This is a genomic window from Paramixta manurensis (genome assembly GCF_013285385.1).
GTDB classification, from domain to species: domain Bacteria; phylum Pseudomonadota; class Gammaproteobacteria; order Enterobacterales; family Enterobacteriaceae; genus Paramixta; species Paramixta manurensis.
The window spans coordinates 2875138-2901892 of sequence record NZ_CP054212.1 but is presented as its reverse complement, the minus strand read 5'-3'; the positions used below and the strand labels follow the sequence as shown (position 1 = coordinate 2901892).

Here is a 26755-nt window from a genome sequence, read left to right as displayed (position 1 = left end):
TTAGGAGCTAAACTTCCGCACTTCGCTTACAGCGGACCTGGCAGGCCGTAGGATCGTCCGTTTCGTGCCAGGAGCGGACATTGTAGTAGTTGCTCGGCAGAGAGGAACCGTGCATGGTGGTAAAGCAGCCGTATTAAATAGCTACGATTAGGAGAAGTGATGACTGCTCAGAAAGCGCCTCAACTTGAAACAGACCGACTGATTTTAAGGCAATTTGCGCTCGGCGATTTTCCAGAACTTATGGCGAGCTGGGATATTCCTGAAATGGCTAATAATGGCGGTGAAAATCCAACGACAGAAATCGTTTGGTCCCGCTTATTACGCTATATCGGGCACTGGCATGCGTTAAGTTATGGCTACTGGGCAGTTATTGAAAAAACAACAAATCGTTATATTGGTGCATTTGGTTTTCAGGATGCCCATCGTGATATCACCCCTGCGTTAAAATACCCTGAAGCTGGATGGACGTTGATTCCCGAGGTTAGAGGAAAAGGTTATGCGTCTGAAGCACTGACAGCTATTTTACTATGGGCCGATCAGACATTTTCCTCTTCAGTGTGCTGTATCATTGACGAAGAAAATAAACGCTCAAATTATCTCGCTGAGCGTTTTGGTTTCCAGTTTCAAGGGTATGTTAACTACCATGGTAAGCAGGTACGGATGCTTATACGATAGTGGGCTATTTGTGGACATTAATATTGACCTGCTCCGCGATGTTAGTAATGTCCGCTCCTCGCTCATAGCCGACTTCTAAAAAACAAAAAGCCCTCTTAAGTTTCCTTAAGCGGGCTTCTCTAAATATGGCTCCTCTGACTGGACTCGAACCAGTGACATACGGATTAACAGTCCGCCGTTCTACCGACTGAACTACAGAGGAATCGTGTGAACGGGGCGCATATTAACCACGCCCCGCAGCCTTGTCAAAGCCTGTTTGCTACAAAGTGGATCGACTGCTGAATAAAGCAGCAATCCTCTTTTTCAGCGGCGTATATCGTTAGTCCGAACCGCTACCGGAGGCGTCAGCCAGCGCGGAAGCGGGCGCGCGTTCACGCCATAAGCTATCCAGCGCATAATAATTATCGCGCTCATTTTCAGGTTGGCGCCAATCGCGGGTCCAGGGTTTGTCGAGGATGTAGTGGATATTCTTCGCTTCTTCAAGACGCCACAGTTTGGGATGCTGAAAAGCCAATGTTTTAAGCGCGTTATAGATCCAGGGAAGGGGTGTCCAGCGCTTGGCAAAAAATTCATTCAGCAAATCCTGCTCGGGGAAAGGGTAGGCTGAGAGATCGGTAATGGCGGCGATTGCCGCTTCCAGTTGTTGAAAAACCTGTTCATCAGGCGTCAGTACCAGCAAACCACTATTGAGATAATTATCTAACCTGTCCGGAGTTGGCTGGTTGCGTTCTTGCCAGCTATAAGCGCAATTTTCCGGCGTCCAACTGCGTGGATAATTAGCAATATGATTGGGATTGCAGCGGCAGGCGTGGCAGGCGGCGATGCCTTGTTCCGGTAGCGGCATCTCTAACAACTCATCCATATTTTGCATCACCAGCATATCGGCATCGAGAAAGACCACCCGCTCAAACTCGGTGAGCTCCCAACTGCGTAACTTGGTCCAGACATCGGTAAAGCGTTCGGCAACATAGTGTTCAGCCGACTGATTACCGGGATTCAGCGGCATTACCGCGCGGATCAGGCAGCCTTGTTCGCGTAGGCGCTGACACTCTGCAGGCGCGATCTCTTCGGTCACCATCACGACCAGCGGCCAACGCGTGCCGCTGGCTTGTAATGAAGCATGTAACGTTTCCACACCGGGTAAATAGTTGGCCTTGGTTAATAAGGTCACCCATGCTTTCATACTTGTCTCCTTATATCCCTTTCATCAATCTAACAGTGCGGTTAGGTAGTCATTGCTGAATTTATGTCCGGGATCGAGGGCGGTACGTACCGCACGGAAGGCATCCCACTGCGGATAGATCTCACGCCACTGATACAGCGACGGCGTATAGTATTTTCCCCAGTGTGGTCTGCCGCCTTCTTGCGCCAACAACTTCTCTACTTCGCGTAAAAAATGCAGCCCATCTTCGGAAAGAGAACCGTCATCCGCATAGTAGACAACAAAGCCAAAGAAGCAGGTGGCCTGTTGCGAAGCAGGGCTCAGCCAGGCAGAAGAGGGGCCGGTGCAACGGAGGATAATGGGGTAATGCATATGCGGATGATTTTCCGCATACCAGCGCTTAATTTTGCCAATCACCTCCGCCGCGCGCGCCAGCGGAATACCAATCTCGACATTAATTTGCGGCACGGCGATGCCGCGGCAGAAAATTTGATAAATATCGCCGGTAAGATCGGTAAAATCCTTAAACCGCGTGACGGTTTTAAACTGTTTACCGCCTTTACCCTGCACTTGCGTGTCCTGATGCATCTGCTCCAATGTCTGCTCAATGGTGTGATTCAGCGTGTTGTTACTTCCTTCCTGTTTCACCACGTCGCCATAATTCAGGCGATAGTGATTTTCTTCTTCTGGCGTGGCTTCACGCGCCGACCAGACATGTAACTTCTCTTCATCAACAAACCACCAGGCTTTGCTTAATGCGAAATTTTCATTCCACTGATATAAATCGTGCGCAAGCGTTGTGGCATCGGTCGCCTGCTTGAAGCAGGTATAAATGCGCGAGGGGTGGGTCTTTAAGGTAACGGCGGTAACCACGCCTAATGCGCCAAGCGCAACCTGGATGGCGCCAAACTCCGGTTGCGTGTGGTTATATTCGGCAATGGAACCATCTGCCAGAACCAGACGAAAGGAGATAACTTCATCCGCCAGTGAACTTTGATTAAGCCCCTGCCCGTGGGTACCGGTTGCCAGCGCGCCAGCCAGCGTTTGCATTGAAATCACGCCCGGAGAAGAGCCCAGCATCCGGCCCATCTCCGTTAACGTGGCATACACCTGGTGCAGCGGCGTTGCGCCAGCAAAGGTGATGGTGTCATCGGTCGAATTCAGTAAACCACTCAGTGCGCTGAGGTCGAGCAGCATGTCATCTGGCTGGTTAATACTCAGCATCCTGCCTGCGGATAAGCGGCTGCCGAGTACCCGAATTTTCCCGGTGTGGCGCGCAACTAACAGTTGCAACTCGGCTTCGCTTTCCGGTCGGCAGAGATTTTTATGATCGCCGAGTGGCGCATTTTTCGCCCAGTTCCACACTTGGGTATCGTTTTCACTGTCCTGCGTTTTTCTGAGAGGGAATAGCGTCGAGTCTTGATCCATTACGGCTTTCCTTTTGGCGAATCAGTAACTGGCGGCGTCATTTTGTTCGCCGTATACCAAAGGGTAGACCATTGGCAAAAGGCAGCCGGGAAAGACCACCTTTTGATGTGCAAGGTTCGATTAATGCGGAAGTGATTGCTGCCAGGATACGCCAGGCACTAATGGACATGCGCCATCGTACAGGCACAAGGTTCGGCTCACCGCCAGCAGCGTTTCGGCGCGTAACGCTTCACGTTTGCGAAATTCTGAGCGATGCTGGCTTTTAACCGTTTCGATATCGCGTATCGGCTCTTCGTCAGGGAACCTGAACCATCCTTGCTGGCTGGCGATGGCGCCACATTCGAGCCAGAATGATTCGTAGCTTGATTTCAGATGGTGAGACTTAATGTGTGCCTTATCCGACACACCGTTAATCTGCGTCACCGCGAAATGCTGCGCCAGCCCATACACCATAGAGATAAGCAGATTTTTCGGACGTAGGCCATAAAGCTGCTTAGTCATCAGCTTAACCCGTTCTGCGCCATGCTCCGGTTTCGGCCCTTGCAGGCCGCCGAGGTAGAGCCGGTTATTTTCGCCGATGGAGAACGTTAGCGCATAAACCAACTCATCACTGTCATCGAACAGATACAGGCCCAGGTCACCTTCACGCGGAAAACGGGAGCGCATTAACTTCAAGCGGGCGACGCCTTCCGATTTTAACGGGATGGTCGCCAGTAAAATGCCTTCGCCCTGCGGCGCATACAGCGCCAGTATGCCCTCATCGGAAAAACTGTGTTCAACAAAGTCCAGCATCGCGTTAGCGGCGCGTAATTTTTTCTTACCCGACCACTGGCGGCTTAAATATTTATTAAACGGTCGTTCGCTAAATGACGGCAAATTACCCACCGAACGCAGGAGCCGGGCGCTACGATAGTGGTGGCATTTGACACTGTAGCTAAACAGAGTGAAAGGGGGCATTGCGGCCATCCGCGCGCCATACTTGATCACGTTATAGCCACGCACCATCGTCTGCCACGCGCTATTTTGTTGGCGCCATTTTTTTAACATGCCCATCTGCATTTCCTGCCTTTTTGCTGCTTTCCCGACGCGGCCAGCCAGGGGAAAACAAGGTTCCTTTGTTCGGCTTCAGGACCGCAACCTGATAAAGGCAATCATAAAGAGGGCAAGTGAAACTGAGGCTCAACGAACGGTGTCCGGAACAAAACGGGACGATGGAAACTGCAAGGAGATGTTTCCATCGTGTAGCGTGGGCTAATAAATTTTACAGGCTTCTGCGTCACCTTCGCCAATATGTTGCATGGCTTCAACGATCAGCGCCCAAAATGCTTCGCTATTAATATCGGTAGCGACATAGGTTTGGCAGGTAGCTGGCGGGCGGTGACGTAAATCCACCACTGTCATACCGGTGGTGTGTTTCCCCTGGGTTTCGATAGAGATTGGCGCCTGCTGCACGGTAAACAGGTCCGGATTAATCACATAGGCCACCGCGCAGGGGTCGTGTATTGCTGGGGCATCAAAGCCATGCACTTTTTGATATTTTTCGCTGAAAAAGCCCAGCAAATCGCTTAAGAAACGGGCCGGACCGGTATCTATTTGCCGAATCTGGTTGCGAATTGGCAGCGTCGCCAACGCCTTATGCGTGACATCAAGGCCAATCATGGTGACTTTCCAGCCGGCATTAAACACTATCTCTGCGGCTTCCGGATCGATATAAATATTAAATTCGGCGCATGGCGTTGCGTTTCCGCCACGTATAGCGCCGCCCATCAATACCACCTCGCGCACCCGATCGATGATTTTCGGCTCTTTTCTTAACGCCATTGCGATATTGGTTAAGCCGCCGGTTGGTACCAATGTGACGCTATCTTTCGGTTGCGACAAAATGGTTTCGATAATGACATCAACCGCATGCCGGAGCGATAACCGCAAATGAGGCTCAGGTAACACCGGGCCATCCAGGCCAGATTCGCCGTGGATTTCCGCTGCGGTATGAATCGGTTTTACTAACGGTTGCGTGCAACCAGCGGCAAAGGTGACGTTCTCCATTTTTATAATGCGGGCAACGGAAAGCGCATTACGCGTCACTTTCTCCAGCGTTTGATTACCCACTACGGTAGTGACGGCCAGCAACTCAATATCAGGGTGACCGTGCGCTAAAAACAGCGCAACCGCGTCATCGTAACCGGGATCGCAATCAAGAATAATTTTTTTACCCATTTCTAACCTCTTGGCTATCGTTCGATGCGCTTCATGCTATGCCATCTGGCGACCATGCTCTGTGCATTTTCAGCCGTTTAATGTCGATTAGCGGCCTTTTGTCAGTTGGCGTGATGGCGATCGCTCTTTTTGAATTTAAGCGGTGAAACGCCGGTGTGGTTTTTAAACGCATAAATAAAACCGGATTGCGTTTCGTAACCCACTTTTAGCGCGACATCCACCACAGAGTGGCCCTCTTTAAGTAACGAAATGGCCTGCTCTATCTGAATTTTGCGTTTATATTCGGTAAACGTCATGCCGGTAGAGACAATGAAAAGCCGCGTCAGGGTTCTTTCGCCCACGCCAATTTGCTGGCACAACTGGCGCATTCGGCAAGATAAATAGTCGGGGTTTGCCAAGAGATAAATCGCTTTTTTAACCCGTGGATCGGCAGGTAAAGGGAGAGCGATCTCTGGATGATGAGGCTGATTAAGCTGGTCGATTAGGACGTGGTAAAGCCGTTGCTCTTTCTCATTACTCGGTTTGCCGCGTGTCATCAAACAGACTGCATCGCTGAGTGCTTTAAGCAGGGCGCCGACCTGAAAACGGTAAGGTTGATCGCCGTGGTCATGATAATCGTCTGGTGAAAAAATGCTGAGGGTACGCAATGCGGTATGGCGGGTAATATCAATACTGTGTTCCTGATTACAGGGAATAAAAACCGCCTGATCCTGAGAAGCAATAATGACCCGATCGCGAAAATAGAAGGTTGCGCATCCGCTAATCACAAAAATGAGTTGTGCAAAATGCGCGTGCTGGTGTGGGATGATATGTGTTCCGCCCGGATGCTGCTTTTCAGTTACCCAAAAATCACTTTCCGTATCGCTCGGCACCATCAGCGCCGATTCCGGTTCAACCGGCGTGCGCGTTTTTTTGTGCGCCATACCTCACCTTTAACCCTTACACGCCATCTTTTGTTGCGCTACGTTCTGCATCCCGCGTTTGATAAGCCTTTGCCACCAGTAAACTAATGACGATCACCGCCAGCGCGCAAAACAGCAAAAACGCCCGGAAACCGAGATTAATCCCCAGCCATTGGCTTAACAAACCGGTCAGCCAGGGGGCCAAGCCACCAAGAATATAGCCGCCGGACTGAGTCATTCCCGATAATCGTGTCGCTTGTTGACGGTTATGGGTGAAATCCAATGGAATAATTAAGGCCAGTGGGAACAAACCGCCGGTCGCCAGCCCAATAATAGCAGGGGCTAACCAAAAGGGGGCGCCGGGAATAAACAGTAACACAATCCCAACCAGCGTGAGCAGCGAGAACGCGACCACCGCGTGGGGATGAGTCAGGCCAGTGAGACGTGTCACCGTGCTTAACAATAGGCTGGTTATCATCTGGACAATAACGCAGACAGCCACCAACATCCCTGCGCTACCTACCGCCATTCCCATATGAATATAAAACAGCGGTAACCAGGCGAGGGTAACGTAGTTGATACCCGCCTGAAGACCAAAAAATAGCGTGAAACAGAGAATGTGAGCGCGGGTCACACTGAAAGGCTGCGTGGCGGCGGCAGGCGCAACCTGCGTGGGTCTGACATCGCCAATGAACCAGATAACCAGCGCGATTAATGCCGGGAGCGACCACACCGCCAGCCCGCTTCCCCAGTGATGGTCGGCAAACTCGCTAACATAGGGCGTCAGCCAGGCGGCGGAGGCAGAGCCCAGCCCCATACTTGCGGAGTAAACACTCATCGCCAGCGCAATACGTTCTGGAAATTTATCTTTAATAAAGCCAGACAGTAATGGACGAATCACGGCATCCGCCACGCCGACGCAACCTGCGGTAATCAGCAAAAGACCAAAGTGATTAATGTCCAGCCGCAGCAGTAACCCAATGGTAAGCAGAAGAAAGGACACGACCATGGTTTTCTTGATGCCAAACCGCCCTTCCAGTCGGTGACCAATGGTTGAGAGCGCACCCATGCAAATAACCGGTATGGCGGTCAGCAACCCTAGCCAACCCACCGAAACGTGAAAGCGGGCTTGAATGGCATCCAACATCGGCGCAATGGACGAAATACCGGCCCGCAGGCAGATGCCTCCGAGAACCAGCATTATCCAGGGCATGGCAGTGTTTGGCGTCATTATCGGCTCCTTATCGTTAGTGTGCTGATTCTGCCACTGCCGGATGATGTCTTCTGCGAAAAAAAAGACAAAAAATATCGAATAGCGGCCAAATCAGGGCTGCAGAGAGTGAGCGCGCTTAGCCGAAAGCTTTTGATGGTGATGATGCCTTAGCGCCAAACACCGCCGTTATGATGTTAACGACCTGCAACCGTCACTGCGGGCAGTGCATGCGCGTTGCGTATCAGAGGGGGATGACATAAATTCATAACCAGGCACCTGAGCGGAGAAGCGTTGTGGATGTTTTGGCATTAAAAAAGACCACCCTGACTGAACAGATTATGGAGCAAATCGCCTCACAAATTGTCTCCGGCAAACTCAAACCTGGCGAGCGGTTACCTAATGAGCGGGCGATGGGCGAAATGTTTGATGTTACCCGTAGCCGGGTGCGTGAAGCGTTACGTGCGTTATCCTTGATTGGCTTAATTGAAATCAAACCCGGCGATGGCAGCTACGTTTGTGAAAATAAGCCACAACTGCCTGAAGAGACCATCAGTTGGATTTTCCATCGGGAAATTCACAATTTCGATGAAGTGTATGCCGCCCGTAAGCTGATTGAAGAAGAGGTCTATTTGACCGCAGTCAGCACCGCCAGTGACGATGACGTGATTCGTTTACAATCGCTGGCTGAACAGATGAAAGCGGTGCCGTTGCAAGAAGAGAAACCAGAAACGTATCATCGGCTCCTTGACGAATATGACTTGCTGATGGGCCGGATCTGCGGGAATCAGATCTACGATAAGCTGATGCAGACTATTGTGATGCTGCGTAAAGACTTTTCACGCAAGCTACTCAACACCGAAGGCGCTATTGAGCATAGCCTGAAATTACGCATGAAAATTCATGAGGCATTTATACAGCGCGATAAAGTTCAGTTACGCAAAAACTTGCGGCTATTTTACCGTTCATCGCGCCAGTTCTACGAGTCGCTGGTCAACTGATCGCTTAGCTGCTTCCCTCTTTATATTGGATTATCGGCGCCGAGTGGCGGCGCGCCGAGCGGGCTGGTAAAAACCTCGCCGTCAATTTTGATTGGGCAGCGCGTGGTCAGCAGCGATTTCCCGCTGTTAAGCGTCAGTGATTGCACCATATTCAGCGCTTTGAAACCTTCGCTAGCCACCAGTTGTTCCCAGTTCATCACTTTCGCGCACCAAATATCCTCTTGCTCTAGCCGCGCCAGCCAGACATCGCCAGGCTGCTGGCGTAAATGGTTCAGCAACAACGCTTTGATCTCGTCGCGGCGGGTGAACGCGCTATGTGGGTCGGTAAACTCGGCTAACGCCGGGCAATCCAGCAATATGCCGAGACGGGGAATCGACGCCATCGCCAGCGCAATAAATCCGTCAGCCGTCGGGTAGATGCCGTAGGGCGCAGCGAGATAGGCGTTAGCGTTATTGACTGCACTGCGCGTTGGCGGCTGTTGCCCGTCATTTAACCATGTGGTTAATACCTCAAATTGCAAATCAAGGATGGTTTCCAATAGGCTGACCTGTACCCGACAGCCTTCAGCCGAGGAGAGGCGCTGCACCAGACCGGCCAGAATACCCTGTACCAAATATTCGCCGGCAAACAGGTCGGATACCGAAAGCCCGAAAGGTAAGGGCGGCTGGTCGGCATTGCCATTTAGATAGCAGATACCTGACAGCGCCTGCACCAGCAAATCTTGCCCAGGGCGCGATACCCACGGCCCGCTATCGCCATAGCCTGAAATTTCACCGTAAACCAGCCCGGGATTAATCGCCTTCAGCGCGGGGTAATCCAGCCCCAAACGTTGCGCCACTCCTGGCCGGAAATTAAAAATGGCGACATCCGCCTCCTTGATCAACGGCTGTAACACGTGATACGCAGAGGAGGCTTTGAGATCGACAGTCAGGCTTTTTTTATTGCGGTTAATCGCATGAAACAGCGAACTGTCGCCATCAATTTGTAGCTCGGAAATATACAACCGGCGGCAAATGTCGCCGCCATCCGGGTTCTCTATTTTGGTCACTTCAGCCCCCAAATCAGCCAGCCGCAGCGCCGCCGATGGCCCGGACAGGAACTGGCTAAAATCGAGGACTTTTATTCCTTCAAGCGGTTTCATTGATCGTGCTCCTCCAGATGAAAGTCTGCCCTTATCTGGCTGGTGTCTGCCCCCAAACCGGGCGCGCAGTGGGTAATTGCGGGGCGTACCCCGTTAAAGCGCAACGGACTTTTCAGCAAGGTGATCTCGCGGTCAGCGCCAAGCGGAACGCACTGTGTCATTGCCAGCGCCTGAAAACCTTCGCTGGCGGTTAGCGTCTGCCAGTCATAGACATCGGCACACCAGTAACCATGTTGCTCCAGCAGCCTGAGCCAGTGAGAGGTTGGCTGATTAATTAAAATGTCAGCAATAACGGCTTTAATGGCATCGCGGTCATGAAACCAACTGTTCGGGTCGGGCCAGGCGGCTAACCTCTCTGAGGCAAAAATGTCTGCCAGTTGGCTTATCGAGCCCATTGCCAACGCAAGATAGCCATCTTGTGTTTGGTAAATACCGTAAGGCGCGCTCAGCCAAGCGTGCGCATTATTCTTCGCGCAGCGGCGTGGGGGTTGATGCCCGTCATTGAGCCACGTAGTTAGCACTTCAAACTGCATGCTGAGCAATGACTCCATGAGGCTGATTTCCACCCGACCGCCACGCTGCGTTTTACCTCTGCGCAGCAGACACGCCAGAATGCCTTCAACCAGATGCGCGCCCGCCAGTGAATCGGCGACCGAGAGGGCGAATGGAGTAGGGGGTTGATCGGCGTTGCCGTTAAGCCAGGCTAACCCCGACATCGCCTGAATTAATAGATCCTGACCGGGCTTCTTCGCCCACGGGCCACGCGTGCCATAACCGGTCACCGAGGCGTAAACCAGCCGTGGGTTTAGCGCGCTGACGGTTGAGAAATCGAGACCCATTTTTTCCATCACCCCCGGACGAAAGTTTTCAATCAGCACATCGGCCTGGGCGATAAGTTTTTTCACCTCGGCCAGATCGTGTGGATCCTTCAGATTTGCGGTAAAACTCTGTTTGCCACGATTAATGGTATGAAACAGCAGACTGTCGCCACCAACCATTTGATTTCTTAAGCTCAACTGTCGACAGGCGTCACCGCTGCCGGGGCGCTCAATTTTAATCACCCGTGCACCCATATCCGCTAGCCGCAGCGCCGCCGATGGCCCGGCCAGAAACTGGCTGAAATCCAGCACGATTAAACCTGACAATGGCTGCATGGTTTACTCCGCGATGTTTAATGATTTTTGGTACAACTGATTCATTTTCTCAAAGGTGGTTTGTGCGCTGCCGCCGTGCATCACATAGTCACGCACCAGGTCGCCGGCATGATCTTGAAAGTTGAGGAAACCGTTGTAGCGCGGGCGCTTAGCCGAGCGGTCAAGGGTAGCGAGGGTGTCGGCGAAGAAGTGCTGACTGCGCCGGTTTACTTCTTCATCCAGCCATGCCGCACGGTGACCGGGCTGTCCGCCATTTTCAAAAAATAACCTTTTCTGAACCTCTGCCGAGGCGGTAAAACGCGCGTATTCCAGTGCAATATCGCGATGCGGGCAGCGGGCGGAAATCGCCAAGCCGGTGCCGCCCAGTACTGTTTTGAGCGGATTACCGTGATAGCTCACGACATCGGTGGCTTTGAGCAAATAACGGGCATAGCCGGGACGAGAATAGTTGGAGTAGCCGTAGGCGAAAGGGCAGTAGCTCCAGCGATCTTCGCTAGACAGTTTTTCGTGGATGGCGATGGGGTCAGCGTTAAAAATCGATTCTGAACAATGGCTTGCCAGTTCGCGCTGTGCCTCCAGCGCCTCAATCGCTGTTTCACGATCGGCAATCTGCTCACCATTGAACCACGTGCCGCCGCGCGTCGCGCAGAGCATCAGAAAATCCATTAGCGCATTGATCGGGATACCGGCATAAATCACTCGTCCCTGTTTCGCGAGCAAGACCAAATCGTCCCAACTCTCCGGCAGGCGAAAGCGCTCTTCTGCCAAGTGATCGGGGCGATAAACGGCAATCGGTGTAGCGGCATCTATCGCCAGCGCGGTTTGTACGCCGTTGAACAGATAACTTTCGTGTGAGCCACCCACTGAATGCGCGGCCTGGTCGGCAAGAAATTCCGGTGGTAAATGCTGTTGTAACGGCAGCAAAATAGCTTTCTCAGCGGCGAAACCAGCCCAGGGATGATCGATAACCAGCAAATCGTAACGCTGAGCCAGCGTGGCGAGATCGCCATCGGCAAAGGTTTGTAATGAGCGCTTTTCCCATTGAATATCCACCTCAGGATGGCGTTCTACAAAACGCTGCGCCGTTGCCACCACCGAAGTAAAACCTCGACTGTGTCCCCAGGTAATCCCCTTTAACCGCACCATAAAAACCCCTTTTGAGATGTTTATCACATAAAATTGGTACTACCACGATACCATTTAGTCACAAACCGCTGGGCGGATATACCGAGCGCTGGTGAAAATGTGATCGGTGCTGAAAAATAGTCGGTGAGAAAAACTTTTATTTGACCCGCTCTAAAACTGAGATTAGCTTCCAAAGAGGTTCATAAAAAAGTGTTATTCACTGGAATAAATTAATAAGCCATGTGGTTAATAAGGAAATACCTGTAAGAATTACTCTCTGCCAGAGATGACTATTTTCAGCATTATCTTTAGTTTTAATTTAATGCCATCAGGAGCCTGCCATGTTCATTGAGAAATATTTTGAAGATTTTATCGTGGATGAAAGTCGTACCACCATTGGCCGTACCATTACCGAGAGCGATATTGTTATTCATGCTGGTCAAACCGGGGATTTTTATCCTCATCATATGGATGCGGAATGGTGCAAAACACAACCTTTCGGGCAGCGAATTGCGCACGGTACTCTCACCTTTGCCATCGCCGTTGGCATGACGGCGGGGGAGATTAACTCACGTGCTATGACCTATGGCTATGAAAAACTGCGTTTTCCTGCGCCGGTGTTTATTGGCGATACGCTGCGGGTTTGTGTTCATATTAGTGAGAAAAAAGATCATCCTCGTCGGCCCGGTTACGGGGTCGTGACCGAGCAGTTAGAGGTGGTCAATCAACGCAATGAGTGTGTTATGGCGACACAACATCTGTTATTAGTTGAAAAACGCCAGCCGGAAAACGTGAATAGCGTTTAATACTTTCTCGCCGGAAAGGAATGTCATTGGCTATTTAGTTCGTCAGTCTGTGGTGACGCGAATTATTTTTATTCGCCCGTTGTGCTTAATAAATTAAAATTCAGAAGGTCTCAATGATGGCAAAAAATAATTTTTATACCGATGATGTGCTAAATTCTGCCATAAATAAAACATGGAGGCGGCTGATTCCTTTCATGTTTATCCTTTATTTCGTTGCTTTTATTGACCGAGTCAACATTGGCTTCGCAAAACAGGCGATGGCGGCGGATATTGGCCTTTCCGAGTCGGCCTTTGCGCTGGGCGCCGGGATCTTTTTTGCCGCCTATGCCATCTTTGGCATCCCCGCTAATCTGCTGATGAATAAGATTGGCGCGCAAAAATGGTTAAGCATCACTACTGCGATTTGGGGGCTGTTATCTGCCGCGATTGCGTTGGTGACCAATGAAACACAATTTGTCATCCTCCGTTTTTTATTAGGGTTGGGTGAAGCGGGTTTCTATCCCGGCATCTTGTTGCTGGCGTCGATCTACTTTCCTAATAAGGCGCGAGCTTCTGTGGTGGGGATCTTCGTGTTAGGTGTGCCATTTGCCCTGACGCTTGGCTCCCCCATTTCCGGCGCGCTGCTGGAAATGCATGGTTTTATGGGCCAACCGGGCTGGTTCTGGATGTTTATGCTGGAAGGGTTACCGGCCGTCGCGATTGGTCTATTCGGGTATTTTTATCTGGATGACACGCCAGAAAAAGCCCGCTTCCTGTCTGCGGAAGAGAAACGGGCGCTGATTGCGCAGTTGGCTAGCGAACGCCAGCAAACGGAAACCCAAACTGTCGGGCGTGCTTTTCGTAGTATGCGGGTTTGGCATTTGGCGCTGGTTTACGGAACGATTCAGATCAGCGTGTATGGGTTACTCTTCTTCCTGCCGTCGCAAATTGCTTCGTTGATGGGGGAAACCATTGGCTTTAAGGCTTCCTTAGTGGCGGCGATCCCGTGGGCATTTTCCGCTTTTGGCGTCTATTACATCCCACGTTATGCCGACCGAAATCCTGCCAGTCGCATCGCTATTTCCGTCGCCTGCATGCTGGCTGCGGCGATCGGGTTGATGGTTTCCGCATGGGCCGCGCCGGTGATAGCGATCGCGGCGTTATGCGTCTGTGCGGTAGGGTTTTTGGCGGTACAGCCGATTTTCTGGACTTTTCCGGCCCAGGCGCTGTCCGGTACGGCATTAGCGGCTGGTATTGGATTTTGTACCACCATGGGCGCGTTTTGTAGTTTTCTGGCGCCGCTGATTCGCGTCGAGGCTGAACAGTTATTCAGTAGCGATAAAGCCGGGCTGATGGTACTTGGCGCGCTGACGCTAGTCTGTGCGCTGCTGATCGCTTTATTAAAAGAGAAAAGGGCGGCCGCTGCGGTCGATCACACGCTGTAGCGGCAGCGATGTGCAGTATCAACGCAGAACTGTTTTCCATTTTTTCCCCTTCCCGCTGAGGCGCGTCCTGGTTAGTCTTCCGCCACGGGTAGCAGAGACGGCGTTCATTTCAGTCTCGTATATTCGGTTACACCTCAGGCCTGGCTGTGTTAGCGGTTTCCAGTCAGACTGAGGGATTGGTGTGGAGTGATAAAAGGCGTAGATATGAGTCAACAACCCGTAGTAGCGGTATTGGGATTAGGTGCCATGGGGCATGCATTTGCCGCGAATCTGTTAAAAAAAGGTTTTTCGGTACACGGCTGGAACCGTACACGTGCGCGTGGCGAAGATTTGCTGGACGCTGGCCTGCACTTAAGCGATAGCGCGGCACAAGCGGTTAAAAGCGCTGATGTGGTGCTGGTGATGCTGGCGGATGGCGCGACGACTCAGCAAGTATTAAGCGATGTTCAAGCAGAATTAAAATCAGGCGCCACGCTGTGTCAAATGGGCACCATTGGGGTGGAAGCAACCGATGCCTTGATCGCCCAATTTGCGCAAGCACGCCCGGACGTGGTGTTTATTGATGCGCCGGTGTCCGGCACCAAAGCACCGGCTGAAAATGCGCAAATCCTGGTGATGGCCAGCGGTGATCGTGCGCGTGCCTCGGCGGCGGAGCCGGTATTTGCCGCGATCAGCAAAGGCCAACAATGGTTAGGCGCAGCGGGTGCCAGTACGCGCATGAAACTGGTGGTAAACAGTTGGCTAATTGGCCTGATGCAGAGCCTGGCAGAAAGTGAACGGCTGGCGGAGACCTTTGGTTTTAGTAGTGATGATGTATGGAAAGTGCTGGAAGGCGGGCCATTGGCGGCGCCCTATGCCAAGGTGAAGCTGGATATGATTGCCAGCGGGGATTTCACACCGCAAATGCACCTGGTGCTGGCGCTGAAGGATGCCCGCCTGGCGCTAGAAGCCGCTGGCGACGCTAAATTACCGGCGCTGGAAAATATTAGCGCGCTCTGGCAACAGGCAGTTGATGCTGGTTACGGCGAACAAGATTTGGCGGCGATTTCTCAGTACCTGAAAGCGCAGTGAAATTAAACAGCCCACGGCAATTTTAACGCGTGGGCTGTTGGCTTAATTGCTGATCATTAAAGATGTCGCCGGAGTTGCTTAAAGCTCGCTTTATCGCGAGCTTGTGGAGAAGGCGTATTGGGTGATTAAAGAGCCTGTTGCCGTTCCATTGGTTCCACCGCGTCGGTGGCTGGCTGGGGCGAAACAATGCCTGGCAAGGTAATTTTTAGGCCAAAAGTCAGCACAGCATAGACACTGCCGCCCACTAACATTGAAACGATAACGCCGAGATTGGCGGTGGCGAACACGCTGTGCCGGGTCTGTTCCGTTAGTAAAAAACCCACCAGATGTGCAATATAGCGATCGTTAGAAGTAATCGTACCGAGACCTACCACGGTTGCGATCGCCAGCGCCAGCAGCGCGGTCCAACGGCCATTTCTGCCGCCGAATCCTGCTTTATTCGCCAGTGTAATATCCCAACCCAAACGCTTCTGGCGCAGGAAATCAATCAGTTCTATCGCCCCGGCAGAGCCAATCACCACTGAAATTGACGCCAAAAATGATTGGAAGGTCGCCAGAAAAGAATCGGAAATAAACATCAGGTAAAAGGCGCCAAAGCCAATCAGCACGGCGTTGAGTGTGGTCGTCGCGGCGCGACTGGCGGGGATCCCCAATGCCAGCAGAGCCAGACCAGAGCTGTAAACGCCGGTGATCGCTGCCGCCAGCAGGGAAATAATAATCACTATCGAGAAAGGTACATAGAACCACAGCGGTAATAGATTAGTGAGCGAGGCGATAGGCGCTTGCGCCGCCGCTGCGCTTAGGTCCGGATTACTGTCAGCCAGGAAGACGCCAAGAATGAGCAAAATGCTAACCGGTAATGCGATGCCGGTAGTGGTCCAGAAGACAACGCCGACAGCCGGAGTCTTTTTGGGCAGATAACGCGCGAAGTCACCGCCATAGTTAAGGAAACCCAAACCCACCATCGTCATCGCCATTACCACGCCGCCGATATAGGTAAATAAATCGCCGTGTGCAGCGCCTTGTTCGAGGCGATCCCAGTGAATATGCGGCAGCATCAGAAAGATAAAAATAATACTCATAAAACCGGTTAACCAGGCGATGTACTTTTCGACTTTCATAATCAACTGGTGACCATAAATCGCGACCAACATGGTTAACGCCAGGCTCAAAATAAACCAGCCGAGAATACACATCAGTGTGGGGTTGCCATTGGCAAGGGCAAATGCAGAAGGCCATAATTTGGCTAATAAAGCGGCGCCGGTAGTGGAAGCCAGAGTAATCAGGGTTATTTTCCAGCCCATATTGGAAATATAAGCAAACAGCGTGGGAAATTTATTGCCCTGATAGCCAAAACAAAAGCGGGTTTGAGTCAATGTCGGTAACCCGGTTCTTGGGCCGCCGACGGCGAGTATGCCCACCAGGAAACACGACAGCAGGTAGCCAATAATGCCAGCGCTAATCGACTGCCAGAGATTCAAACCTAACGAGTAAACATAAATCCCGTAAGTGATGCCGAGTATTGAGACGTTCCAGGAGAACCAGATGGGAAATAATCCGGAGGGTTTCCCATAACGCTCTGATTCGGGGACGGCGTTGACCCCATTTACTTCAACTTTTATCGCGCCGGATGCAGCCTGGTGGGTGGAGTTTTTCATTGGAGAATTCTCGTAAAGTTGATTAATCGCTGAAAATGGCGGTTTCTAAAGCGAGCTCAATCATCTGGTCTAACGTGGTTTGTAATCCTTCTGCATCGGGTTCTGCGCCGTTGCTGCTATTAACGCAAGGCGTCAGCAAACTCAACGCGCTGGCGCGATACTGAGCGGCAAGGGTGTACAGCGCCGAGGTTTCCATTTCTACTGCCAGAATGTTCATCTTTTTTAGCGCGGGCAGTAGCCCTTCGGGTTTGTCATACAGCAGGTCATTGGTAAAGGTGTTGCCGAATCGGGTGGGGATTTGCCGCTGTTGCGCCACAGTCCAGCAATGGCGTAGCAGATCAAAATCCGGCACGGCGGCGTAATCGTAGCCGCCAAAGCGGTCTCGATTAACCGAAGAGGAAGTTCCGGCTCCGGTCGCGACGATCACCTCGTACAGCCTGGAATGCTCATCAACGGCGCCGCAGGTACCGATGCGGATGAGTTTTTTCACCGCGAAAGCATTAATCAGCTCATAGACATAAATCGAGATGGAAGGGATCCCCATTCCGTGAGCCATAACGGATAACCGTTCGCCTTGGTAATAACCGGTAAAACCGAACATATTGCGGGTATCGCAGACACATTGGGCATTGGTCAAATAGGTACGCGCAAGATACTGCGCGCGCAGGGGATCGCCTGGCATAATCACCGTATCGGCAAAGTCGCCCGGATTGGCATTAATATGTGGCGTCATTAGATGACCTCGTGGCTTCGTTCAGGCCATCACCATAGGAAGTTCGTTACGCGAAGAAAAAGGCAAATGTCCGCCCCTGACCGACGGCGATCACAAAATGGATTTTTCCTGTATCGGTGGGTAAGGAGAGCCTTCAAGGCTTGCTATTAACGCGGCTCAGGTCGTATCCTGGCGTTTGAGACCATGATTATCACGCGTTACCACATTAATGCGCCATCAAACCGGTCGGAGGGCGGCCAGATATGAATACTCTTCAGCAACTCGCTCAGCAGGGATACCAGATCCTCCGCGAAGCGGTCCTTACGGCGTCGTTAAAAAAAAAGAGATCGGCCCTGGCGAATTTATTCTTCGGCAGGGCGAGGAGATCAAGGCGTTGTACTGGATCACGCTCGGCGAATATACCATGCATTACCACGCAGAAAACGGGAAGGTGTTTAGCCTTGGGCAGCGTTTTGTTAGCGATACCCTTATTGGTGAGATTGAATACCTGACCAATACACCCAGCCAATTTTCAGTGGTTGCTCATGACGGTATGACGGTGAACATTATTCCGCGGGCAATGATGGATGAGATTCTGGCGAGTCATGCGGAAGTCGGTATTTGGCTAAGTCAATTGTTATCAATCAGTTACCAGCGCGGTATGTCAAAAACCATGGAGCGTTTTTTGCAGCCGCTGCTGTTTACTATTTTGGCCGATATTTATGAACGCTATTTGCAAGGCAAGCCGTTGGTCGATTTCTCACAGGTGTATCGTGAAGCAGAGCGTTTCGGTTGTTCAGAACGGGCTTATCGCCGGGTGATTAATCAGTTAATTGAAGAGAGGTATATTCAGAAGCATGCCAACGTGTACAGGATTAACGATATGGAAAAGTGTCGCCAAATACTCACTGCTTCAGGCCGAATTGGTCAGGCTTCTCCTTAGCGTTTTTTCCGCCGGGCCAAAAATAGGGTGGTGGAGCGGATAGCGAGGCTACCCGCGTGCTGCTGACGTTAAGCGAAACCCCCGTTAACGCGAATGACCTGGGCGTTAATCCAACTACCATCCGGGCCTGCTAAGGTTGCTACCGCGCTGGCTATCTCTTCCGGTTTACCAATACGCTCCAGCGGCGCCAGTTTAGCGATAGTGGCGATTTGTTCTTCATTCTTACCGTTGAAGAATAACTCGGTGCCGGTTGGCCCCGGAGCGACCGCATTTACCGTGATATTGCGGCCACGCAGTTCATTCGCCAGAACGTGCACTAAGCCTTCCACGCCCGCTTTGGAAGCAATATATGGGCCGTATGCCGGGAAGGATTTCGCGATCACGCTGGTGGAGAGAGCAATGATGCGACCGCCTTCATTGACGGTTTCTGCGGCATGCGCCAGCACCAGGAATGCGCCGCGCAGGTTGGTGTGAATCACTTTATCGAAGTCGGCTAGGCCCGCCGGGGTGATTTTCGCCATCGGCATCATCCCGGCGCTATGTACCACCACATCCAGGCTGCCGGTTACACCCTGTGCTTCACGGAATAGGCGGCTGACATCGGTTTCGCTGGCAACGTCCGCCTGAATGGCAACGGCTTTACCTCCTTTCGCGATGATGGTCTGTACGGTTTCTTGCGCCGCGCTGGCATTACCGGCGTAATTTACAATGACCGAGAATCCATCCTGTGCCAGGCGTTCGGCAATTGCGCGCCCAATCCCGCGTGAGGCACCGGTCACCAGGGCTGTTTTATGGTTTACGCTCATGGTTTTCTCCACTTGTCTGATTAGTCTCTGCCCGTATCAAGGCGGTATAGCATTCATAGTAATCTGTTATGAATTCGTATAAAGAGGCATTTTTAGATTTGATAATTCCATTTTTGATAACAATCAGGGCGTTTTGTTAGCTAGCATCCGACAACTCCCGCCTGCAAGTCTCAAAAAGTGTGCGGTGCTAAAAGCCGCTATGCTTATAGCGCAACCGTAGACTGAAAATCGAAGGGCAACGATGACTCACGAAGCCAATATCGAAGCGATATACCATGATTATATTGACTGTCTTAACCGGCGCGATTGGGATCGCCTTGGTCAATTCGTGCATGAAAAGGTTCAGCATAACGGTAGGCCGCTTGGTCTTGCAGGTTATAGGGCAATGCTTGAGAAGGACTGCGAGTACACCTATTAAATGATAATCAGCTCTGGCTGAATAATTATTTTTTAATTAATAATTACGTGGCTGAATTAAATTCAGTTATCGAAACACGTAATTACCGCACAAAATATTTGCACGGCGGGAATGATGCAATTGTTTTGAAGGCAAGCTGTCTGGCGCTGCATTTAGGATATTTCCTGTTACTGATACAAAAAGTCTTAATAAATCAATCTGAATCTTTTGGAAAATTTTTACTTAAATGGGACATAGTGCGGTTTTCCTGAGGAAATATATAACAACGCACAAAAATCGGTATTATCCTGTTTACATCATGAATAAGTGGCGCAATAATAAACGGCCTGCCGTTATATCTGATGCATGCCCCTGAATTGGCAGGATGCCTAATAAAACATGAAATGGAGAGAGAGCGAATGTCCCAGAGTTTTCAAAATGAAATACCGAAGGCGCGCGTTAATATTTCGTTAGATTTACATACGGGAGGCGCGCAAAAAAAGGTGGAGCTTCCTCTTAAGTTACTGAGTATTGGTGACTTCAGTAATGGAAAGGCGACCGGTACACTGTCCGAAAGAAGTAAAGTAAATGTTAATAAGAGCAATTTTAATTCTGTTCTCTCTGAACTGAACCCGGAAGTCAATCTCACTGTAAAAAATACCCTCGCCGATGACGGCTCTGAAGAAAATGTCCGTCTGAGCTTCCAGGATATGAAAGATTTCGAGCCGGAAGCCGTCGCTCGTCAAATTCCACAGCTGAAAGCGATGCTCGCCATGCGTAATTTATTGCGCGACCTCAAATCGAATCTCCTTGATAACGTCACGTTTAAGAAAGAGCTGGAAAACATTCTCAAAGACCCGGCGTTAAGCGATGAACTGCGTAATGAACTTAATGCGATTTCCCTGTCTCGGGAGTAATTACCAGAAGCTAACTGGTAATTACTGGAAGTATTAACGGAATAATATCGAGAAAATGCTCATGTCAGTCAATAATGAATCTCAGAGTCAGAACACAGGCGCAACTATTGAAAAAACGCTGCCGCAGGGCGGGGTCTATGCTTCACTGTTTGATAAAATTAATTTGGCCCCGGTTGCGGAAATGGGTGACCTGAACGGGTTTGAAGATAATACCGTGATGGCCGAAACTTCGGCGAGTGCGCGCGTGACCGCCGCCGTTCAGGTTTTTATGCAGTGCCTGCAAAAATCCGGGCAGAAAGTGGAAAGGCTCGATAAAAATCTGCTGGATCACCATATCGCTGAACTGGATTTTCAGATTAGCCGTCAGCTTGACGAAATCATGCACCATGAAGCCTTCCAGAAAGTGGAATCCGTCTGGCGGGGGCTGAAGGGGTTAGTGGATAAAACCGATTTCCGCCAGAACGTGAAAATCGAGCTGCTGGACCTCTCCAAAGAAGATTTACGCCAGGATTTCGAAGATGCGCCGGAAATCATCCAGAGCGGGCTGTACCGTCAGACGTATATTGCGGAATACGACACCCCGGGTGGAGAGCCTGTTGCTGCGGTGATTTCGGCGTACGAGTTTGATGCGTCCGCGCAGGACGTGGCGCTGATGCGTAATATCTCTAAAGTCTCCGCTGCGGCGCATATGCCGTTTATCGGCTCTGCCGGCCCGCAGTTCTTCCTGAAAGATTCCATGGAAGAGGTGGCCGCGATTAAAGATATCGGTAACTACTTTGACCGCGCTGAATACATCAAATGGAAATCCTTCCGTGATACCGACGATTCGCGTTACCTGGGTCTTGTGATGCCGCGCGTACTGGGCCGCCTGCCGTACGGCCCGGACACTGTCCCGGTGCGCAGCTTCAACTACGTGGAAGAGGTGAAAGGCCCGGACCACGATAAGTACCTGTGGACCAACGCCTCGTTTGCCTTTGCTGCCAACATGGTGAAAAGCTTTATCAACAACGGCTGGTGCGTGCAAATCCGTGGCCCGCAGGCGGGCGGCGCGGTGCAGGACCTGCCTATCCATCTGTATGACCTCGGCACCGGCAACCAGGTGAAAATCCCATCTGAGGTGATGATCCCGGAAACCCGCGAATTTGAATTTGCCAACCTGGGCTTCATTCCGCTGAGTTACTACAAGAATCGCGATTATGCCTGCTTCTTCTCCGCCAACTCCACCCAGAAACCGGCGCTGTATGACACCGCAGATGCGACGGCCAACAGCCGTATTAACGCCCGTCTGCCGTATATCTTCCTGCTGTCGCGTATCGCGCACTACCTGAAGCTGATTCAGCGTGAAAACATCGGGACCACCAAAGACCGCCGTCTGCTGGAGCTGGAGCTTAACACCTGGGTGAAGAGCCTGGTGACCGAGATGACCGACCCGGGCGACTCGCTGCAGGCTTCCCACCCGCTGCGCGACGCGAAGGTGGTGGTGGAAGATATCGAGGACAACCCGGGCTTCTTCCGCGTGAAACTCTATGCCGTACCGCACTTCCAGGTGGAAGGGATGGACGTCAACCTGTCACTGGTTTCCCGGATGCCGAAAGCCAAATCGTAAGGCGAGGGGAAATCAGGGATGAAAATTTACCGCCCACTTTGGGAGGACGGGGCCGCACTGGCCCCGCAACAGTTCCAGCAGCAGGCCCGCTGGAGTGAGCACGTTGCCGACATGGTCGCCCGGATGGGAGTTTCTCATCCCTGGGGCGTGATGGCGGCAGAGTTTGATGATGCCGCGCTGGCGCTGTCACGCCTGAATGCCACCCGTCTGGTGGTGCGTTTTCAGGACGGCACCCTTGTCGATACGGACCGGGCAGATAATCTTCCGCCGGTCTGTGATTTGTCTGCTGCTGCCGGTAGCGAGGTTGTTGAGGTGGTTGCCGCGCTGCCGCTGTTGAGCGTGAGTGGTGGCAATCTCGATAACGGGCAGGACAGCGAGCGCCCGCGTCGCTGGAAAGCTGAGCGTGTGGTGGTGCAGGAACTGGCCGGGCACGAAAGCGGTGAACTCGCTATTCTGCGTCATGCCGTGACGCTGCGGTTATCCACGCAGGAAAATACCGCGTACCTGACCTGCCCGGTGGCCCGCCTGGTGCGTAATGCTCAGGGGCAGTGGAGCCGTGACCCGGCTTTTATTCCCCCGATGCTTTCCCTTTCTGCCAGCCCGTTGTTGACCACCGGGCTGGGTGACCTGCTGGTACGCCTGCAGGCCCGCCGCCGCCGCCTGATGGCGATGCGCCGTGAGAGCAATGAGCGGATGGCCGACTTTGCCGTCGCGGATGTCTCCCTGTTCTGGCTGCTCAATGCCCTCAACAGCGCCGAGCCGGTGCTGACGGAACTGCTGCAGACGCCTGATCGTCACCCGGAACTGCTGTACCGCGAGCTGACCCGTCTGGCCGGCAGCCTGCTGACCTTCTCACTGGAGCATGACGCCGGCGATATTCCTGCTTATCAGCACGATGCACCGGAGCGGGTATTCCCGCCGCTGCTGGCACTGCTCGACAAGCTGCTGGAAGCGAGCCTGCCGTCGCGGGTGGTGAGTATCCACCTGGATCATCAGGCTCAGATCTGGAAAGGTGCCCTGCACGATGCGCGTCTGCGCGAAGGGGCGGACTTCTACCTTTCCGTACGCTCCTCCATGCCGAACCATGAACTTCAGACGAAATTCCCGATGTTGTGCAAGGCGGGCAGCTTTGAGGATGTCTCGGAGGTGGTGAATGTTGCCCTGAGCGGGATGACCATCAAACCGGTCAGCCATGTTCCGGCCGCTATCCCGTTACGTCTTGAGAACCAGTATTTCTCGCTGGATCTGAGTACGGAGGCGGCACGGACCATGCTTGAGATGGGGAGCTGCACCTTCTACACCCCGCGCTCACTGGGGGAGGTGAAACTTGAACTCTTTGCGGTGCTGCGCACATGAATACATCCGAGCTGAGTCAGATAGAACAGATTTTTTATCCGGGCTGGCTGATGGCCAGTCAGTTACGTGGTGGACAGGAAGTCCGTGACGGGGAAGGGCTTTATCGCCGGGCCTGCCGTCTGGTGCAGGAGGCAAAAGCGGCGCTCACGGAGGCCGGTTACAGTGACGTCAGTCGTGACCATATGGTGTATGCCCTGTGTGCCCTGCTTGATGAGAGCGTGATGAACCGGGGAACCGCCGATGAGGGTTACCTGACCTGGCGCCGTGACCCGCTTCAGGCCCATTTCTTCGGTACCCTGAACGCGGGGGAGGCGCTGTGGGAGCGTATTCGCAGCCTGCTGAAAGAAAGCGCCCCTGACGCCGCTGTCCTGACCTGTATGTACCGGACCCTGCAACTGGGATTTGTCGGTCAGTACCGGGCGCAGGATGACGAGCGCCGTGAAGACGTGGTGCGTGCGCTGAGTGAACGGGTGCCTGCCTTTACGCTTGCCCAGGATGCGCCGATTGTCGTCAGGGCAACCCGCCTGCGCAGCGGCCGTCATCTGTACTGGCTCTCCTGGGTTATCGGGGCGGCGGTACTGGCGGCGCTCTGGTTCTTCCTCTCTTCCTCTCTCACCGAACTGGTGAGTCAGACGGTCAGACCGGGGTAAAGGATGCGTGATGTTTACCGGAGTCTGTTAACTGCCCTGACGGGCGTCTTGGCGCTGTGGCTTATCCTGAGCTTCTGGCCGCTGTCCACGGGCAGCCGTGTGGCGCTCAGCCTACTGGTCATGCTGGTGTGTGGGGTGATGCTCTGGCGTCAGCGTCGGGCCTCTCAGGCACGGATAACTGCGGTCCAAGAGATGGTGGATGAAAAGCTGCCGCCGGAAGATTTCCAGGGGGCGGTTATTCTGGTGTGTGGCGACAATGCCCCACTCTTTGTGTCCGGGACCTGTCACCGGGAAACCCGGCAGGGCTGGTACCTGTGGGTGAAGGATGCGGAACAGCTGCCACTCTTTGCACAGCACCTGAGCCTGGTGCGCCCGGCCCTGGTGTCGCAAATCTCCGTCATGCTGGCGGTGGTGCCTGAGCAGCACACTTCCGGTGATGACTTTACCCCATCTCTGCGCGGCTGGCAGCGGGCTGTTGTTCAGTGCCGTGCAGCATTTGGCACGCTCCCCCCGCTGTGGACCGTGACCTGGGTATCGCCGCCAACTGCCTGCTCGGATGCGGAGCCGGTCTGGTTTACCGTTGCAGGTCAACGGGACGGTATTCAGGTATATCAGCCTGGTCAGGGCAATGTGTCACTGATGGAGTGGACCCGGGGGACCGGCTCAGACGGGCGTCTTTCGCGCCTGAGTCAGGGCCTGTGGCTGGACAGTCTGCTTGCCTGGCAGAACAACACTGTCAATGACCTGCTGTCGGTGCGGCAGGGCGAGCTGCCGGGGATGAAGCCCTGCGTGCAGGGCATGTGCATGGTGCCGGTGAACGGTATCGCGGGCAATCTCTGGCAGCAGCACATTGCTTCCGTTACTGCGCTGCCGCCGGATGCCGTTGTGACGACAGAGTCACTGCCGCTGCCTGAACTGCTGCTGCCGGCGTTACCGCGCCGACGTGGCGTGAGCCGCAGAATGGTGTTCTGGCGTTACGCCGGATTACTGGGCGGGATTTTCCTGGCACTCGCCATGCTGGCATCCTGGATGAATAACCAGCGCCTCATCCGCAATGTCGGCGACCATCTTGCCCTGTACCACGCTCTTACCGGCACGCCGGTTGCGCCTAAACTGCGGGCGCAGCAGCGCCTGCGGGCCGATGGCGCATTGCTGGACGACTGGGCGCGTCGCGGGGAGCCACTGCGCTATCGCCTGGGTCTGTACCAGGGACTGCGCCTGGTGCCGCCCGTTGAGGCCGCCATAAGTGACTGGGCCCCTCCGCCACCGCCTCCACCTGTCATTAAGAAAATCGTTCAGGGTCCGAAAACCATTCGCCTCGACAGCATGTCGTTGTTCGATTCGGGCAAATCTGAGCTGAAAGCGGGCTCCACCAAAATGCTGGTCAACTCGCTGGTGGGCATTAAAGCGAAGCCTGGCTGGCTGATCGTGGTGGCGGGTCACACGGACAACACCGGCAACCCGAAACTGAATCAGACGCTTTCTCTAAAACGTGCTGAAGCAGTACGCGACTGGATGCGTGATACCGGCGATGTACCGGAAAGCTGTTTTGCGGTGCAGGGCTATGGCGAAAGCCGCCCGATCGCAACCAATGACACTCCGGAAGGGCGATCGCTCAACCGTCGTGTCGAAATCAGCCTGGTACCGCAGGCGAATGCCTGCCAGATACCGGGCAAACCCTCAGCGTCATCGCAGGATGATGCTTCGTAAAAAGGATACACAAAATCATTCGGGCCGCATTGCGGCGGCAACTGAGTGAGTCCCGGGAGCAGAGACGGCTCTGTAACCGGGGCGAATGAAGACAGCCAACAAAGAGGCAGTCTGAAGGATGAAGTGTATAAATGGAGAAATTCTCATGGCAATACCTGTTTATCTTTGGCTGAAAGACGACGGCGGCGCGGACATCAAAGGGTCTGTGGATGTTCAGGATCGTGACGGCAGCATCGAAGTGGTGGCGCAGGAGCATAACCTGTACATCCCGACCGACAACAATACCGGCAAGCTGACCGGCACCCGTATCCACACGCCATTCCTGTTCACCAAGGAAATCGACTCGTCCAGCCCGTACCTCTACAAAGCGGTGACGACTGGCCAGACGCTCAAATCTGCGGAATTCAAGTGGTACAAAATCAACGACGCGGGCCAGGAAGTGGAGTACTTCAACACCAAACTGGAAAACGTAAAAGTGGTGAAGGTTAACCCTGAGATGTATGACGTGAAAGACCCGTCGAAAGAGAAACACAACCACCTTGAGCGCGTAGAGCTGCGCTACGAGAAAATCACCTGGACTTACAAAGACGGCAACATCATTCATTCCGATAGCTGGAACGAACGCGCTACCGCCTGATTACGCGTAATCCTTGTTTTTAAGCGGAGGGGGGATGACCTTTCCG

General features: G+C 52.9%; 25 protein-coding genes and 1 tRNA gene. 13 read left to right on the top strand and 13 right to left on the bottom strand.

Features of this window, described 5'->3' with window-relative positions:
- Window positions 1-159 precede the first annotated feature (159 nt).
- A complete protein-coding gene (locus PMPD1_RS14095) occupies window positions 160-675 on the top strand; it encodes a GNAT family N-acetyltransferase (protein ID WP_173634642.1) in 516 nt (171 codons plus the stop codon).
- Window positions 676-801: 126 nt separating this feature from the next.
- Here the strand turns inward: PMPD1_RS14095 and PMPD1_RS14090 are convergent.
- From PMPD1_RS14090 to PMPD1_RS14060, 7 genes are all read right to left on the bottom strand, one after another.
- A tRNA-Asn gene (locus PMPD1_RS14090) sits at window positions 802-877 on the bottom strand.
- Window positions 878-994: 117 nt separating this feature from the next.
- Window positions 995-1858: a glycosyltransferase family 8 protein gene (locus tag PMPD1_RS14085; protein ID WP_173634641.1), complete on the bottom strand. Its 864-nt coding sequence runs from the start codon at window positions 1856-1858 to the stop codon at window positions 995-997.
- Window positions 1859-1882: 24 nt separating this feature from the next.
- Window positions 1883-3265 carry a D-arabinono-1,4-lactone oxidase gene (locus tag PMPD1_RS14080; protein ID WP_173634640.1) on the bottom strand — a complete coding sequence of 461 codons (1383 nt, stop codon included), beginning with the start codon at window positions 3263-3265 and terminating at the stop codon, window positions 1883-1885.
- Between the two features lie 120 nt (window positions 3266-3385).
- Window positions 3386-4312, bottom strand: a complete 927-nt coding sequence (locus tag PMPD1_RS14075; RefSeq protein WP_173634639.1) for a VirK/YbjX family protein — start codon at window positions 4310-4312, stop codon at window positions 3386-3388.
- 204 nt (window positions 4313-4516) lie between these two features.
- Entirely contained in the window at window positions 4517-5482 is a 966-nt protein-coding gene (locus PMPD1_RS14070; protein ID WP_173634638.1) for a nucleoside hydrolase, read from the bottom strand.
- Window positions 5483-5583: 101 nt separating this feature from the next.
- Window positions 5584-6405: a helix-turn-helix transcriptional regulator gene (locus tag PMPD1_RS14065; protein WP_173634637.1), complete on the bottom strand. Its 822-nt coding sequence runs from the start codon at window positions 6403-6405 to the stop codon at window positions 5584-5586.
- Window positions 6406-6421: 16 nt separating this feature from the next.
- Entirely contained in the window at window positions 6422-7615 is a 1194-nt protein-coding gene (locus PMPD1_RS14060) for an MFS transporter (RefSeq protein WP_354292632.1), read from the bottom strand.
- A gap of 275 nt (window positions 7616-7890) precedes the next feature.
- Between PMPD1_RS14060 and PMPD1_RS14055 the strand changes: the two genes are divergently transcribed.
- Window positions 7891-8595 carry a FadR/GntR family transcriptional regulator gene (locus PMPD1_RS14055; protein ID WP_173634636.1) on the top strand — a complete coding sequence of 235 codons (705 nt, stop codon included), beginning with the start codon at window positions 7891-7893 and terminating at the stop codon, window positions 8593-8595.
- 20 nt (window positions 8596-8615) lie between these two features.
- Here the strand turns inward: PMPD1_RS14055 and PMPD1_RS14050 are convergent, their stop codons facing one another.
- From PMPD1_RS14050 to PMPD1_RS14040, 3 genes are read right to left on the bottom strand one after another with little or no spacing between them, the layout of a single operon-like run.
- Window positions 8616-9737, bottom strand: coding sequence for a CaiB/BaiF CoA transferase family protein (locus PMPD1_RS14050; protein WP_173634635.1), 1122 nt, complete (start codon window positions 9735-9737; stop codon window positions 8616-8618).
- Window positions 9734-10891, bottom strand: coding sequence for a CaiB/BaiF CoA transferase family protein (locus PMPD1_RS14045; protein ID WP_173634634.1), 1158 nt, complete (start codon window positions 10889-10891; stop codon window positions 9734-9736). Before PMPD1_RS14045 ends, PMPD1_RS14050 begins: the two co-directional genes overlap by 4 nt.
- 3 nt (window positions 10892-10894) lie before the next feature.
- Complete coding sequence (locus PMPD1_RS14040) at window positions 10895-12037, bottom strand: extracellular solute-binding protein (RefSeq protein WP_173634633.1); 1143 nt, start codon at window positions 12035-12037, stop codon at window positions 10895-10897.
- Between the two features lie 320 nt (window positions 12038-12357).
- Here PMPD1_RS14040 and PMPD1_RS14035 point away from each other — a divergent pair, with 320 nt between their 5' ends.
- The 3 genes from PMPD1_RS14035 to PMPD1_RS14025 all read left to right on the top strand — a co-directional run bounded on the left by PMPD1_RS14035 (window position 12358) and on the right by PMPD1_RS14025 (window position 15317).
- Entirely contained in the window at window positions 12358-12822 is a 465-nt protein-coding gene (locus PMPD1_RS14035; protein WP_173634632.1) for a MaoC/PaaZ C-terminal domain-containing protein, read from the top strand.
- 116 nt (window positions 12823-12938) lie between these two features.
- Window positions 12939-14246 carry an MFS transporter gene (locus PMPD1_RS14030; protein WP_354292914.1) on the top strand — a complete coding sequence of 436 codons (1308 nt, stop codon included), beginning with the start codon at window positions 12939-12941 and terminating at the stop codon, window positions 14244-14246.
- A 204-nt stretch (window positions 14247-14450) separates the two neighbouring features.
- Complete coding sequence (locus PMPD1_RS14025) at window positions 14451-15317, top strand: NAD(P)-dependent oxidoreductase (RefSeq protein WP_173634630.1); 867 nt, start codon at window positions 14451-14453, stop codon at window positions 15315-15317.
- Window positions 15318-15442: 125 nt separating this feature from the next.
- Here the strand turns inward: PMPD1_RS14025 and PMPD1_RS14020 are convergent, their stop codons facing one another.
- Window positions 15443-16975, bottom strand: a complete 1533-nt coding sequence (locus PMPD1_RS14020) for a purine-cytosine permease family protein (RefSeq protein ID WP_173634629.1) — start codon at window positions 16973-16975, stop codon at window positions 15443-15445.
- 22 nt (window positions 16976-16997) lie between these two features.
- Window positions 16998-17708, bottom strand: coding sequence for a purine-nucleoside phosphorylase (deoD, locus tag PMPD1_RS14015; RefSeq protein ID WP_173634628.1), 711 nt, complete (start codon window positions 17706-17708; stop codon window positions 16998-17000).
- Between the two features lie 373 nt (window positions 17709-18081).
- Between deoD and PMPD1_RS14010 the strand changes: the two genes are divergently transcribed.
- Window positions 18082-18630, top strand: a complete 549-nt coding sequence (locus PMPD1_RS14010; RefSeq protein ID WP_354292630.1) for a Crp/Fnr family transcriptional regulator — start codon at window positions 18082-18084, stop codon at window positions 18628-18630.
- Window positions 18631-18698: 68 nt separating this feature from the next.
- Here the strand turns inward: PMPD1_RS14010 and PMPD1_RS14005 are convergent, their stop codons facing one another.
- Window positions 18699-19436, bottom strand: a complete 738-nt coding sequence (locus tag PMPD1_RS14005; RefSeq protein WP_173634627.1) for an SDR family oxidoreductase — start codon at window positions 19434-19436, stop codon at window positions 18699-18701.
- Window positions 19437-19677: 241 nt separating this feature from the next.
- Here PMPD1_RS14005 and PMPD1_RS14000 point away from each other — a divergent pair, with 241 nt between their 5' ends.
- The 7 genes from PMPD1_RS14000 (at window position 19678) to PMPD1_RS13970 (ending at window position 26709) form a co-directional block, all read left to right on the top strand.
- Window positions 19678-19854, top strand: coding sequence for an ester cyclase (locus PMPD1_RS14000; RefSeq protein ID WP_173634626.1), 177 nt, complete (start codon window positions 19678-19680; stop codon window positions 19852-19854).
- Between the two features lie 398 nt (window positions 19855-20252).
- Window positions 20253-20750 (top strand): type VI secretion system contractile sheath small subunit, encoded by a 498-nt coding sequence (gene tssB, locus PMPD1_RS13995; RefSeq protein ID WP_173634625.1) that lies wholly within the window; start codon window positions 20253-20255, stop codon window positions 20748-20750.
- 55 nt (window positions 20751-20805) lie between these two features.
- Entirely contained in the window at window positions 20806-22356 is a 1551-nt protein-coding gene (tssC, locus tag PMPD1_RS13990) for a type VI secretion system contractile sheath large subunit (protein ID WP_173634624.1), read from the top strand.
- 18 nt (window positions 22357-22374) lie between these two features.
- Window positions 22375-23712, top strand: a complete 1338-nt coding sequence (gene tssK, locus PMPD1_RS13985) for a type VI secretion system baseplate subunit TssK (RefSeq protein WP_173634623.1) — start codon at window positions 22375-22377, stop codon at window positions 23710-23712.
- Complete coding sequence (tssL, locus tag PMPD1_RS13980) at window positions 23709-24362, top strand: type VI secretion system protein TssL, short form (protein ID WP_173634622.1); 654 nt, start codon at window positions 23709-23711, stop codon at window positions 24360-24362. Before tssK ends, tssL begins: the two co-directional genes overlap by 4 nt.
- 3 nt (window positions 24363-24365) lie before the next feature.
- Window positions 24366-26072, top strand: coding sequence for an OmpA family protein (locus PMPD1_RS13975; RefSeq protein ID WP_173634621.1), 1707 nt, complete (start codon window positions 24366-24368; stop codon window positions 26070-26072).
- 145 nt (window positions 26073-26217) lie between these two features.
- Window positions 26218-26709, top strand: coding sequence for an Hcp family type VI secretion system effector (locus PMPD1_RS13970; RefSeq protein ID WP_173634620.1), 492 nt, complete (start codon window positions 26218-26220; stop codon window positions 26707-26709).
- Window positions 26710-26755 lie beyond the last annotated feature (46 nt).

Coding starts and splice junctions, on each gene's coding strand:
- PMPD1_RS14095 (WP_173634642.1), top strand. CDS start 160: ATGACTGCTCAGAAAGCGCCTCAACTTGAAACAGACCGACTGATTTTA.
- PMPD1_RS14035 (WP_173634632.1), top strand. CDS start 12,358: ATGTTCATTGAGAAATATTTTGAAGATTTTATCGTGGATGAAAGTCGT.
- tssC (WP_173634624.1), top strand. CDS start 20,806: ATGCTCATGTCAGTCAATAATGAATCTCAGAGTCAGAACACAGGCGCA.
- PMPD1_RS14060 (WP_354292632.1), bottom strand. CDS start 7,615: ATGACGCCAAACACTGCCATGCCCTGGATAATGCTGGTTCTCGGAGGC.
- PMPD1_RS14080 (WP_173634640.1), bottom strand. CDS start 3,265: ATGGATCAAGACTCGACGCTATTCCCTCTCAGAAAAACGCAGGACAGT.
- PMPD1_RS14070 (WP_173634638.1), bottom strand. CDS start 5,482: ATGGGTAAAAAAATTATTCTTGATTGCGATCCCGGTTACGATGACGCG.
- tssL (WP_173634622.1), top strand. CDS start 23,709: ATGAATACATCCGAGCTGAGTCAGATAGAACAGATTTTTTATCCGGGC.
- PMPD1_RS14040 (WP_173634633.1), bottom strand. CDS start 12,037: ATGGTGCGGTTAAAGGGGATTACCTGGGGACACAGTCGAGGTTTTACT.
- PMPD1_RS13970 (WP_173634620.1), top strand. CDS start 26,218: ATGGCAATACCTGTTTATCTTTGGCTGAAAGACGACGGCGGCGCGGAC.
- PMPD1_RS14045 (WP_173634634.1), bottom strand. CDS start 10,891: ATGCAGCCATTGTCAGGTTTAATCGTGCTGGATTTCAGCCAGTTTCTG.
- PMPD1_RS13975 (WP_173634621.1), top strand. CDS start 24,366: ATGCGTGATGTTTACCGGAGTCTGTTAACTGCCCTGACGGGCGTCTTG.
- PMPD1_RS14000 (WP_173634626.1), top strand. CDS start 19,678: ATGACTCACGAAGCCAATATCGAAGCGATATACCATGATTATATTGAC.
- PMPD1_RS14005 (WP_173634627.1), bottom strand. CDS start 19,436: ATGAGCGTAAACCATAAAACAGCCCTGGTGACCGGTGCCTCACGCGGG.
- PMPD1_RS14020 (WP_173634629.1), bottom strand. CDS start 16,975: ATGAAAAACTCCACCCACCAGGCTGCATCCGGCGCGATAAAAGTTGAA.
- PMPD1_RS14025 (WP_173634630.1), top strand. CDS start 14,451: ATGAGTCAACAACCCGTAGTAGCGGTATTGGGATTAGGTGCCATGGGG.
- PMPD1_RS14085 (WP_173634641.1), bottom strand. CDS start 1,858: ATGAAAGCATGGGTGACCTTATTAACCAAGGCCAACTATTTACCCGGT.
- tssB (WP_173634625.1), top strand. CDS start 20,253: ATGTCCCAGAGTTTTCAAAATGAAATACCGAAGGCGCGCGTTAATATT.
- PMPD1_RS14075 (WP_173634639.1), bottom strand. CDS start 4,312: ATGTTAAAAAAATGGCGCCAACAAAATAGCGCGTGGCAGACGATGGTG.
- tssK (WP_173634623.1), top strand. CDS start 22,375: ATGAAAATTTACCGCCCACTTTGGGAGGACGGGGCCGCACTGGCCCCG.
- PMPD1_RS14065 (WP_173634637.1), bottom strand. CDS start 6,405: ATGGCGCACAAAAAAACGCGCACGCCGGTTGAACCGGAATCGGCGCTG.
- PMPD1_RS14030 (WP_354292914.1), top strand. CDS start 12,939: ATGGCAAAAAATAATTTTTATACCGATGATGTGCTAAATTCTGCCATA.
- PMPD1_RS14050 (WP_173634635.1), bottom strand. CDS start 9,737: ATGAAACCGCTTGAAGGAATAAAAGTCCTCGATTTTAGCCAGTTCCTG.
- deoD (WP_173634628.1), bottom strand. CDS start 17,708: ATGACGCCACATATTAATGCCAATCCGGGCGACTTTGCCGATACGGTG.